This window comes from Thalassotalea crassostreae, from assembly GCF_001831495.1.
Taxonomy (GTDB): Bacteria; Pseudomonadota; Gammaproteobacteria; order Enterobacterales; family Alteromonadaceae; genus Thalassotalea_A; species Thalassotalea_A crassostreae.
Genome location: NZ_CP017689.1, coordinates 1,204,384 through 1,216,359, shown reverse-complemented (window position 1 = coordinate 1,216,359; position 11,976 = coordinate 1,204,384). Strand labels below are relative to the sequence as shown.

Annotated in this window: 8 protein-coding genes; 1 reads left to right on the top strand and 7 read right to left on the bottom strand. The window is 39.4% G+C overall.

Features of this window, described 5'->3' with window-relative positions; all coding sequences use genetic code 11:
- Window positions 1-18 precede the first annotated feature (18 nt).
- The 5 genes from LT090_RS05345 to LT090_RS05325 all read right to left on the bottom strand — a co-directional run bounded on the left by LT090_RS05345 (window position 19) and on the right by LT090_RS05325 (window position 6,443).
- Window positions 19-1,245, bottom strand: coding sequence for a GNAT family N-acetyltransferase (locus tag LT090_RS05345; RefSeq protein ID WP_157726641.1), 1,227 nt, complete (start codon window positions 1,243-1,245; stop codon window positions 19-21).
- A 23-nt stretch (window positions 1,246-1,268) separates the two neighbouring features.
- Window positions 1,269-2,561 (bottom strand): metal-dependent hydrolase family protein, encoded by a 1,293-nt coding sequence (locus LT090_RS05340; RefSeq protein WP_068546876.1) that lies wholly within the window; start codon window positions 2,559-2,561, stop codon window positions 1,269-1,271.
- A 264-nt stretch (window positions 2,562-2,825) separates the two neighbouring features.
- Window positions 2,826-3,308 (bottom strand): FKBP-type peptidyl-prolyl cis-trans isomerase, encoded by a 483-nt coding sequence (locus LT090_RS05335; protein WP_068546877.1) that lies wholly within the window; start codon window positions 3,306-3,308, stop codon window positions 2,826-2,828.
- Window positions 3,309-3,513: 205 nt separating this feature from the next.
- Complete coding sequence (gene pntB, locus LT090_RS05330) at window positions 3,514-4,896, bottom strand: Re/Si-specific NAD(P)(+) transhydrogenase subunit beta (RefSeq protein ID WP_068546878.1); 1,383 nt, start codon at window positions 4,894-4,896, stop codon at window positions 3,514-3,516.
- A gap of 11 nt (window positions 4,897-4,907) precedes the next feature.
- Window positions 4,908-6,443, bottom strand: a complete 1,536-nt coding sequence (locus LT090_RS05325; RefSeq protein ID WP_068546879.1) for a Re/Si-specific NAD(P)(+) transhydrogenase subunit alpha — start codon at window positions 6,441-6,443, stop codon at window positions 4,908-4,910.
- A gap of 389 nt (window positions 6,444-6,832) precedes the next feature.
- On the opposite strand from LT090_RS05325, the gene LT090_RS05320 reads away from it, so the two are divergent.
- Window positions 6,833-7,273 (top strand): hypothetical protein, encoded by a 441-nt coding sequence (locus LT090_RS05320; protein WP_068546880.1) that lies wholly within the window; start codon window positions 6,833-6,835, stop codon window positions 7,271-7,273.
- Between the two features lie 158 nt (window positions 7,274-7,431).
- On the opposite strand, the gene LT090_RS05315 is transcribed toward LT090_RS05320, so the two are convergent.
- Both LT090_RS05315 and LT090_RS05310 read right to left on the bottom strand, forming a co-directional pair.
- Entirely contained in the window at window positions 7,432-10,542 is a 3,111-nt protein-coding gene (locus LT090_RS05315) for an efflux RND transporter permease subunit (RefSeq protein WP_068546881.1), read from the bottom strand.
- A gap of 13 nt (window positions 10,543-10,555) precedes the next feature.
- The gene (locus tag LT090_RS05310; RefSeq protein WP_068546882.1) at window positions 10,556-11,764 is read right to left on the bottom strand and encodes an efflux RND transporter periplasmic adaptor subunit; all 1,209 of its coding nucleotides are present in this window, start codon (window positions 11,762-11,764) and stop codon (window positions 10,556-10,558) included.
- Window positions 11,765-11,976: the final 212 nt, after the last annotated feature.

The following is an 11,976-nucleotide window of genomic DNA, read 5'->3' as shown; positions in this document are numbered from 1 at the left end:
AAAGCTAGTTAAGCCTTATTATTCACTGTGTTTATAGGGTAGATAGTTTTTTGCATTTTTTAGGTACTCTTTATGATGTTCAGTCTCTTGCCGTAAAAACTGAGCAATAGATTGCTTGTAAGTCTGTTCAAAAAACAAATAGTTCCCATAATTAACCACAGGTTCAAAACCGCGGAGTAACTTATGTTCGCCTTGAGCACCAGCGTCAAACACTTGTAAACCGTGTTTGATGCAATATTCAATACCTTGATAATAACAGGCTTCAAAGTGCAAAAAGTCAAACTCTTGAGTGCTCCCCCAATAACGGCCGTATAGATGAGTATCTGATTTAAAGTAAAGTGCACAACCAACGACTCTATCGTCTTTAGTGGCTTTTAATAATAAAACTTGCTCACTTATCTTTGCCGGCAAATTTTGAAAAAAACTTAGATTCAAATAACCTTGATGGCCAGAGCGGCGCATATAGGTTAATTGATAGAATTGAAAAAATTGCTGCCAGTCTAGGCTAGATATTTGCTCACCGGACAACCAACTAAAACAGATACCATTGTTATGTACCTGCGCTCGCTCTTTGCTTATATTTTTCCGTTTTCTCGACTTTAATGTTGCAAGAAAATCATCAAAGTTAGCATAACCGCGGTTAAACCAATGATATTGAATATCTGTTCGCTGTAATGTGTCTTCATTAGCAAGTTCAAGTGAGCCTTGCTTATCAACAAATAGCCACTGCATATTCGATAAAGAAACGCGGTGTGCTATTTCTTTACAAGCATTAACCATTAATTTAATTAACTGGTTGTAATTTTCTAGTTCACTATTAGCAACAGCAAAACGTTGGCCGGTTGCTGGTGTAAATGGAACTGAACTAACCAATTTAGGGTAGTATTCAATTCCTTTTGCTAAAAAAGCGTCTGCCCAACTCCAGTCAAACATATACTCGCCATATGAATGAAGTTTGATATAAGCTGGCATTGCAGCCACTAATGATTTTTGGTGTTTAAGATTGAGTAGTTGGCTTTGAGGATTTAGTTGGATAGAGTTTTGATTTGAGTTTTCTTTTTCTTTTTTATAGATAAGTAAATGCTGAGCTATCCAGCCAGTCTCTTTAGAAACTACATGACTGTCTTCAAGGGCTGATAAAAAGCCATGCTTGGTAAATGGGTATGATGATGAAAACAGGGTATTCCAGCTGTCTTCATCGATATCATTTATACTAGTAACAAAGTGCGCTATATATTCAGACACGGCTTTGGGTATCAATCCTTATACTAATTACTAAAAACCACGCCATCTTTCATCACAAAGTTCACACGGGTTAATTCGGTGATATCTTTAAGAGGATTTTTATCCATGGCGATAATATCCGCTAACTTTCCAGCTTCTATTGTACCAAGTATATCTGACTTACCGATTAGATCGGCAGAATTTATAGTCGCCGACTTAATAATGTCTATTTCAGTCATTCCAGCTCCATGCATTAATATCGCTTCTTGCGCATTTATACCATGTTTAGAAACGCCAGAATCGGTACCAAAAGCTATGTTCACGCCAGCTTCATAAGCAGTAGCGAAGTTTTTCAGCATATCGCCACCAACGCGAATCGCCTTAGCTTTAATATCATCGGACATAAAGTCGGTAGTTTTTGCCAAATTAACAACGGTATCGCCCGCTAATAATGTAGGAACTAAATATGCCCCGGTTTGTTTAAACAGCTGAATTGAGTCTTTGTTTGCATAACTACCATGTTCAATAGAATCAACGCCAGCTTTTAATGCAGCATTAATGCCATCTGCAGCATGAGCATGGGCTGCTACTTTGCGCCCTAATGAATGTGCCGTGGTAACAATTTCTTTTAATTCATCATCATTCATTTGTTGACCGGTACCTGTACTGGTATCCGATAATACACCGCCGGTCGATGCGACTTTGATCATATCCGCGCCATACTTAATTGTGGTGCGAGTCGCCTTTCGGCAATCATATGGACCATCACACAAGGTGTCTGAACTGTATTTTTCAAGTAAGTCGTGACGCATACCATCAACATCTAAATGGCCGCCTGTGACACTGACTCGGCCAGCGGCAATAATACGAGGGCCTTCAACCCAGCCTTTACTGATACCATCGCGCAATGCATACATATATTGTGGATTTGAACCTAAATCACGAACCGTAGTAAAGCCGGACATTAACGTTCGTTTCGCAAATAACACGCTTTGCATACTGACATCTTCGTCAGAAAGTCGAACAGTTTCAGCGGTATTATTTGGTCCCAGCTCGCCCTGTAAATGAACATGCATATCCATCATGCCCGGCATAACAAAACTATTTTTCAAATCAATTACTGTCGCGTCTTCTGATACTTCTTTAGCGCGTACATAGCCATCGAGAATTTCGCTTATTTTGTTATCAACAATAACGATAGTCTTTTGTTTTTGAATGGTTTTACCAGGTACGGAAAGCATCTCACCGGCATGTATTAGTTGGATATTATCCGCCGCTACAGTAAAGCTAGATAGCGCTAAAATTGCCGCACTAATGTATTTTTTATTAAAGTTCATATTATTGTTCTTATTGTTGTCATTGTTATCGCTGAATTCGCTCAGCAGATTTAGGAATTTTAGAATAACTATTAGTAACATAATCAAACTAAGTAGGTAAAGAAAGGAACGGATTTGCTAGATTATTGTGAAATTTACAGATGATATCGAAAGTAAAATGACGGCAGAAGATTATAGGTAGGACTATTGGTCAGTAAAAGGTATAGCTATAGTAAACAAGCACTATAACTAAACCTTTAACGATTGAATTATTAAACAATCCAATTAGTGCTGATGACCACCTACGCCATGGGCATGACCATGAGAAATTTCTTCTTCACTCGCTGCTCTAACGTCAATGATATTAATGTCAAAGTTCAGTGTTTTTCCTGCAAGTGGATGATTGGTATCAACGGTAACCATAAACTTACCAACTTTTAAAACTGTTACTTGGCGTTGACCTTGTTCAGTATTAACCACTGCCACCATACCTGGCTTCCACTTTACTGCGCCTTGTAAATGCTTTGATGGCACACGTTGTACAGCTTCATCAATGTATTCACCGTAGCCATCTTCAGGCGTTACTGATACAGAGAATTGCTCTCCAGACTCTTTGTCGAGTAAGGCCGCTTCAACGCCTTTGATCATATTTTGATGACCAATCAAAATGGCCATTGGCGTATTGCCGTTAGAATCTTCAATGACATCACCTTGCTCTGTTTTTAACACGTAGTGAAATTGAACGACGGTATTTTTAGCAACTTTCATAATATTCCTGGATAAATTATTTACATTGGTTTTAAGGTTTACTTAGCCTAATTTTAGCGTAATTTGCATTAACTTAGCACAATTAATTTTTTCAATTGAGACGGTATATCCAAAACTCTGAGATAAAAACTTTGTAATATAAATAATAAAGCCCGCTATAATAAGCGGGCCTTTACATTTTGATATTTACTTTTGCACAAAGTACTTAAAGTGCTTTGAAAATCTTCTCGACAGAATCTTTCGCATCACCAAATAACATCACCGTATTATCCTTAAAGAATAATGGGTTTTGTACACCTGCGTAACCTGTGTTCATTGAGCGTTTAAATACAACAACTTGCTTTGCATTCCAAACTTCACATACTGGCATACCAGCAATCGGACTATTTGGATCTTCTGCCGCTGCTGGGTTTACGGTATCGTTTGCACCAATAACCAATACAACATCAGTTTCAGGGAAGTCATCATTGATTTCTTCCATGCCTAATACGATATCGTAAGGTACTTTAGCTTCTGCTAACAATACATTCATATGACCAGGCAAACGTCCCGCTACAGGGTGAATTGCAAAACGAACTTCGATGCCTTTATTTTGTAATGCTCTAGTAATTTCATATACCGGATATTGCGCTTGCGCAACCGCCATACCGTAACCTGGAGTAATAACAACTGTCTTCGCTTCTTTCAATAATTCAGCAGTCGCTTCCGCTGAGATCTCTTGATGCTCGCCGTAATCAACATCCGTTGCTACTTGAACATCAGTGCCGAAGCCACCGGCAATAACACTGATAAACGAGCGGTTCATTGCCTTACACATAATGTAAGAAAGAATCGCACCCGATGAACCAACTAAAGCACCAGTGATGATTAACAAGTCATTACCTAGCATGAAACCTGCCGCCGCTGCTGCCCAACCAGAATATGAATTTAGCATCGACACAACAACCGGCATATCGGCACCACCGATTGATGCAACTAAGTGCCAACCAAAAACGAATGCGATAAACGTCATAATTAATAATGGTTGCGTTGCACCGCCTGCACTAACAAATTCAAACATTAAATAACCACTGGCAATAATCGCAAGCAGGTTCAATTTATGACGATGTGGCAACATAAGCGCAGAGGTGTTGATAATGCCGCGTAATTTAGCAAACGCAACAACAGAACCGGTAAAGGTTACCGCACCAATAAATACCCCCAAAAACACTTCAACATCGTGAATCGTTTTCGTGGCACCTATCATAATGCCGTGATCATAATATGAGTTAAAACCAACAAATACTGCAGCTAAACCAACAAAACTATGTAAAATAGCCACAAGCTCGGGCATTTCTGTCATTTCAACTTTTTTAGCTAAACGTAAGCCTATTAACGCACCGCCAACCATACATGCAGCAACAATTGTTAATGGCAAAGCACCGCTAACTCCTGGCCCTGCAATTGTCGCGATAAGCGCGATCGACATACCAATAATGCCGTACCAGTTACCCGCTTCCGCTGTGTCTTGCTTGCTTAATCCAGCAAGAGACATAATAAATAAAATAGCAGCAATTATATACGCCGCAGTGATAATACCTTCAGTCATTGCAACGTCTCCTATTTTCTAAACATTTTAAGCATGCGCTTGGTTACAAAGAAACCGCCCGCAATATTGATGGTCGCGATTAAAATCGCGATGCCGGCAAGAATTTGTACTATTAATTCATCACTGCCCACTTGCAGCAATGCACCAACAATAATAATTCCTGAAATAGCATTGGTTACACTCATTAATGGTGTGTGTAGAGCGTGCGAGACGTTCCAAACCAAATGATAACCAACAACACAGGCCAACATAAATACTGTAAAATGTGAAAGGAACTCAGCTGGAGCTACACTTGCAACCCAAGCAAAACCAATGGCCCCTAATGCCATTGCAACGTATTTCTTCGTATTTGACTTCGGTGCTTCTTCAACTTCAACTTCCGGCTCTGCTTTTGCTGCAGGCGCAGCAGGTGCCGCTGAAACTTGAATTGGTGGTGGTGGGAAAGTAACTTCACCATCTTTAACCACTGTCATATTGCGAAGTACCACGTCATCAAAATCGATATCGATGTTACCGTCTTTTTCTTTACACAATAACTTCATTAGATTGACAAGATTATTTGCATAAAGTTGTGACGATTGATTCGGTAAGCGAGAAACGAAATCGGTATAACCAATAATTTTAACTTGGTTAACTTCGTTAATTTCACCAGGTACCGTTAATTCACAGTTACCGCCGCCTGGCGCTGCTAAATCAACAACAATTGAACCTGGCTTCATGGCATTAACCATTTCTTCAGTAATAAGTTTTGGTGCAGGGCGACCCGGGATCATCGCTGTAGTAATAATAATATCAACTTCTTTGGCTTGTTCTAGGAACAGCGCCATCTCAGCATCGATAAAGGCTTTACTCATTTCTTTTGCGTAGCCATCACCGCTGCCAGTATCTTCTTCTTCCTCGTAATCAAGCTCAAGGAACTCAGCACCCATAGATTCAATTTGTTCTTTTACTTCTGGACGAGTATCGAATGCGCGTACAATCGCACCTAAGCTACCTGCGGTACCAATTGCGGCAAGACCAGCAACACCAGCACCAATAATCATTACCTTCGCCGGTGGGATCTTACCAGCAGCAGTAATTTGCCCGGTTAAAAAACGACCAAAATGATTAGTAGCTTCAATAACAGCACGGTAGCCAGCAATGTTTGCCATTGAACTAAGGGCATCCATTGATTGTGAACGAGTCATTCGAGGAACCATTTCCATCGCTAACGTATTAACGTTTTTTGCACTTAATTTAGCCAGCATCTCTTCGTTTTGAGCTGGGGCAATAAAGCTAACAAGGTTCGATCCTTCTTTAAGAAGATCAACCTCAGCATCATTTGGTTGGTTTACTTTTAACACTAGATCAGACTGCCAAGCCTGCTCAGTTGTTACGATACTCGCGCCAGCTTGCTGATATACATCATCATTAAAGCTTGCTTTGTCACCTGCACCACTCTCCACAGATACTTCAAAGCCAAGCTTAATTAGCGCTTGAATAGAAGCAGGAGAAGCAGAAACTCTATTTTCACCCGAAAGAGTTTCCTTAGGTATACCGATTTGCATAGAATCTACCTTTTCATCATATAGTTAATTGTTATTAAGATTAGTACAATTTTACAATTTTGTAGCCACATCTTATCTAATGAATCTGTTTTAATCTGTTAACTACCCGTAGTTAATAGTAATATTAGATCTACCTGATTTATAACGTATATTGGAAGTATTTTACATTCTTAAAACAAAATCAGATTAACAGAAATGTAACGATTTTTATGCATTTTATTTACAGCGAATAAAATTAATTAGCAATAAGTTATAAAAATACGTTATCTTAGGGGCTGACCATCAACAATAATATTGATTAGTCCCTTTACAGCACCAGCCATATTGTGACTTGGGAAGTAGATATTTAAATGTTTACTTTGTGCTAACGGATGCGACATAAGCAGGGTATGAATAAATTTTTTTTGTTGCTGTTGGTTTATTTTTCTGTGGCTATCAATGCCGCAGCTGTAGACGTTCTAGAAGAAGAACGAATAAATCAAATAGCACAACAGTTCGTTGACTTTCATAAAACAGAGACTCAGTCTTTGTTACAGCCGATCCTATCTGAAAATCTAACAGTAACAGTAACCCAAGGCTCAAATGGCTATGGCTTTATTCTCAATTACAATAAAAGCGAATACATAGAATATTTAAGCGAAGGACATAAAAGCCGCACTAGAGTTGGCACCGATGTGTCGTTTATTTCCTCTGAGATTCTAGGCAACAAAGAAGCTAAAGTAATTTTACGTTATCGCTCCAAAAAGTTAGGTAAGTATGTGTGGGTTGAAGCCATTATTCGCATTGAAGCAGGTATTGCACTGATTACTGAAGTAGAAGAATACACCTAATCGCAAGTAATAATTACTATCTCTCTATTTGGCATAAAATAAAAAACGGGAAAGTATCTAAAGATTACTTTCCCGTTTACGTTTCTAAGTTGGCAAGTTAAATAAACATCGTGACTTATAAACTAAAGTTAACTAATCATAATGGTATTATTTCAATTTTAAGCTTTAAGTTTCTCCCGAACTGTTTGCACCATCACATAACAAACAGGAATAATAACTGTACCGATTACTAATGCGACTAACATTCCGCCAAATACTGTTAAGCCTAATGATTTCTGGCTAAACATGCCTGCCCCGGTTGCGAGCACCAGCGGAATGATACCAGCGATAAATGATACCCCTGTCATACAAACCGCTCGAAAACGTAAATCTGCAGCGGTTTTCGCGGCTTCCAATATCGACTTGCCCTCTTCTTCTCTTAAATTACGAGCAAACTCAACAATCAATATTGCGTTCTTAGCAGCCATACCAATGAGCAGTATCAAGCCTACTTGGGCAAATAAATTAAGCGCAAAACCAACCAAGTTCAATGCTAATAATGCCCCTGCCATAGCTAACGGTACAACTAAAATAATGGCTAATGGTATTGACCAACTTTCATATTGGCCAACTAAAAATAAGTACACAAAAATCAAAGCCAATGCATAGGCGTATATCGCCATATTGCCAGCTTCAATTTCTTGATAAGTCATGCCTGTCCACTCATATTGAAAACTTGTAGGTAATACATTGGCAGCAACTTCTTCTAAAGCGGCAATTCCTTCACCACTACTATAACCTGGCGCGGGGTTTGCTCTTACACTCATCGAATTAAATAAGTTGTAGGCCTCACTAATGTCAGGGCCATGAATCGCTTTAATATCAGCAACGTTTGACAGCGGGATCATAGAGCCATGTTTATTGCGCACATATAAAGCCTGTAAATCGCTAATATTTCGTCGATATTCAGACTTAGCTTGCATGATCACACGATATGACTGACCAAACTTGGTGAAATCATTAATATATACACTACCTAATTGAGCTTGCAGCGTACTATAAACATCACTGATGTTGAGCCCTAATGTCTTAACTTTCTTGCGATCAACATCGACTAAATATTGTGGCACATTGGCACGGAACGTACTGTAAACGCCTGTTAATGCCGGGTGTTGATTGGCTTCTACAATAAACTCATTAAGAATACTTGCCATTTCTGTCGGCGAGCTAGCAAGTTTATCTTGTAATATAAACTCTAAGCCACCTACTGCGCCCATACCAGGTACCGCTGGCGGTGCGATTGCAAATACTTGTGCTTCAGGAATTTCCATAAAGGCTAAATAATTCACTTTTTGGGTGATAGCAAATACGATATCTTGTCGCTCGACACGCTCATCCCAATGTTTTAAGACGATAAACATTGAACCGGCATTACTTTGAGCACTTCCACTTAAAATACTATAACCTGCCACTTCAGTAATACTTTCAATGCGCGAATCTGAATTGAGCTGTGCAGATAGTTTAGTTATCACATCTTGAGTTCTCGCAAGTGAGCTAGCGTCTGGTAATTGAATACTGACAATAAATATACCTTTATCTTCTGGTGGTACGAAGCCACCAGGGGTATTCGAGAAACCATAACCTAGCAATGCAAACACCATAGCAAGAGCAATTGCCACAGCAACAGTTTTGCGGATCAGCGTTGCGACCAACACCCCGTACTTATTTTTAATAAAGTTAAAACCAATATTAAATTTACTAAACCAAGCAGCCTGGGTTGTTTGGCGCTTAAGCAATAAACGCGATAAGGCTGGAGATAAGGTTAAGGCATTTAACGAACTAAATAATACCGCCACACAAATGGTCACCGCGAATTGCTGATACATAATGCCAGTAAGGCCAGGTAACATAGCAACAGGTATAAATACCGCTAATAGCACTAAGGTGGTAGCAATAATTGGACCGGTAACCTCTTCCATCGTTTTAGTGACGGCTTGTTCTGTGGTTATCGATTGGTCCTCTTCTAAATGCCGCTCGGTGTTTTCCACCACGAGAATTGCATCATCAACAACGATACCTATGGCTAATATGAGGCCGAATAAGGTCACCGTATTTATTGACATTCCAGCAATTAGCAACACTGAAAATGACGCGATTAACGAGACCGGAATCGCTACTGTTGGCACTAATGCAGCACGCCAACTTCCCAAGAAAATAAAGGTAATAACAATAACTAAAGCAACCGCTTCAATTAAGGACACGACAACTTTGGAAATCGATGTGCCGACGTAACGAGTTGTATCATAACCAATTGAATAATCGATGCCTTTCGGAAAGCTAGGAGCAACATCAGCCATCAATTCTTTAACACGAGCACCTGTTTCAAGGGCATTAGCACCAGGTAACAAATACAGCGCAATAGTACTTGAGTCGTTACCATCAACTTTGGTGATAATCGAGTAGTCTGCTTGCCCTAATTCAATATCGGCAACATCGCTCAATAAGATCATTGAACCATTGTCGTTAGAGCGAACAATGATTTCTTCAAACTCTTTAACAGTGGTTAGCTTGCCCTGGGCTTGCAACGTGTATTGAGTTTGTATTTTGTCGTCATAGGGAGGCGCACCAACTTTACCAGCGGCAACTTGAATGTTCTGCTCTTGTAACGCATTCTTCACATCACTTGGAGTGACTTTTAATGCTGCCATGTGTCTTGGATCTAACCAAATTCGCATTGAATAAGCGGCTTCACCCATAATCATGGCTTCAGAAATACCATCGATTCGCTTTAATGCATTCAACAAATTTATTTTTGCATAATTGGAAATAAATACTCGATCAAATTTTTCATCGGTCGCCACTAAGTTAACGAGAAATAGCATATCTGGAGATTGCTTTTTAATTAGCATGCCCGATTGACGAATTTCAGTCGGCAATTTCGGCTCCGCCATCGCAACCAAATTCTGCACACGTACCAAAGCCAAATCTGGATCTGTACCAACAGCGAATGTAACGGTTAATTTATAACTACCATCGTTTGCACTTTTAGAAGACATGTAAATCATACCTTCTACACCGTTAACCGCTTCTTCTATAGGTAAACCAACACTCTCTTTAACTACAGATGATGACGCACCGGAGTAATTAGCTGATACCACGACTTGTGGTGGCGCAACACTTGGGTATTCAGATACCGGCAAATTTATTGCTGAAATAGTCCCTATAAGGGTTAAGACTAAAGCAATAACTAATGCAAGCTTAGGCCGAGTAATAAAAGTTTTACTGATCATTTTAAGCTACCTATTATTCGCCGAGGCTAGAATTAGTTGAGGTGTTACTTCTAGAGCTATTTGATGTACTGCTGGTGACGATACTTGCGGCAGGTTTATTTTGCTTAACTTTTACCTGCTGCCCTTCTCTAATTTTTTGCACACCACTGATGACCAAAATTTGATCAATCGTTAAACCATCTAAAACAATAACATTAGTCCCGACGCGTTCGCCTAGTTTAATATTGTTCCGAACAACAGTGGTATTATCGACGATGGTCATCGCAAAGTCGCCTTGCTGATCACTTTGCACGGCGCTTTGTGGGATCATAATTGTATCAATAGCTTTTGGTGATTTTAAAATCACCGATACATATTGTCCGGGTTTTAGGATTCCATCTGGATTAGGTACTACTGCTCGAACTTCCATAGAACCTGTTTCCGGATCGACGCGATTTGACACGAACGAGATCATACCTTGGTGTTCATATATATCATCGGGACCAAAGGCAATTTCTACATCGGGTTTATTATCTTCGCCTATACCACCTTGTTTTTGAAATTTACGGGCCATCTTCCAATAGAGCTTTTCACTCACTTGGAATGGCACTTCCATGGTATTTACCGCCACGATAGTTGTAAGTTCTCCGCTTTGCGGGCTGACCACATCGCCAACACTAAATTTACTGCGATCTATAGTTCCATCTAAAGGTGCTTGTATTGTTGTATAAGCTAAATTAACCGCTGCTGTTTCTTGCTTAGCTTGAACAGACTTTAATTGTGACTTAGCTTCGTCATATTTACCTTCTAAGGTGTCAATTTCTGACTTTGAGATGAAGTCGTCGGCAATTAATTCTTTACCGCGATTATAGTTTTTTAATGCGATATTTAACGCCGACTGTGCTTTAGATACTTCTGCTTGCGCTTGTTTGTATTGTGCTTGCAACTCGCTATCGTCTAATTCAAACAATACATCTCCAGCATTAACTTTTGCGCCTTGTTTAAAGTTAACAGCCAATATTTTTGCTTTTACACGAGCTTCAATTTCCACATCATTTGCAGCAGTCAAGTGACCCACAAAGGTATTGCGAGTTTGATATGGGAATTGTTCGATATTGGAAACAACCACTTCAACTTGTGGTTTGGCTCTTTGTGGTTTTTCACACCCTAGTAACGCCACTGCTGCAATTACCAGCAACGATGATTTAATGAATGAAGAATTTGACTGAGTTAATAAAGACATGTTCGGCTCTCGGTTGTATGTAAAAGCTAATTAAAAAGCATGGATTAACAATATTTTAACGTTAATAATAAGCTTATACTAATATCAAAAATGTACACTATGTTAATGATTCGTTATAAAGACCGGAAGATTAAGTAAAAACTGTTCACATTACTGTAAACTTTTGAGAGTACTTTGTAACTTATCGTAAACCTAGCCCATATATACTCTTT

Excerpts from the sequence above, each read along its gene's own strand:
- LT090_RS05340 (WP_068546876.1), bottom strand. The coding sequence starts at position 2,561 with ATGAACTTTAATAAAAAATACATTAGTGCGGCAATTTTAGCGCTATCT.
- LT090_RS05335 (WP_068546877.1), bottom strand. The coding sequence starts at position 3,308 with ATGAAAGTTGCTAAAAATACCGTCGTTCAATTTCACTACGTGTTAAAA.
- pntB (WP_068546878.1), bottom strand. The coding sequence starts at position 4,896 with ATGACTGAAGGTATTATCACTGCGGCGTATATAATTGCTGCTATTTTA.
- LT090_RS05325 (WP_068546879.1), bottom strand. The coding sequence starts at position 6,443 with ATGCAAATCGGTATACCTAAGGAAACTCTTTCGGGTGAAAATAGAGTT.
- LT090_RS05320 (WP_068546880.1), top strand. The coding sequence starts at position 6,833 with ATGAATAAATTTTTTTTGTTGCTGTTGGTTTATTTTTCTGTGGCTATC.
- LT090_RS05315 (WP_068546881.1), bottom strand. The coding sequence starts at position 10,542 with ATGATCAGTAAAACTTTTATTACTCGGCCTAAGCTTGCATTAGTTATT.
- LT090_RS05310 (WP_068546882.1), bottom strand. The coding sequence starts at position 11,764 with ATGTCTTTATTAACTCAGTCAAATTCTTCATTCATTAAATCATCGTTG.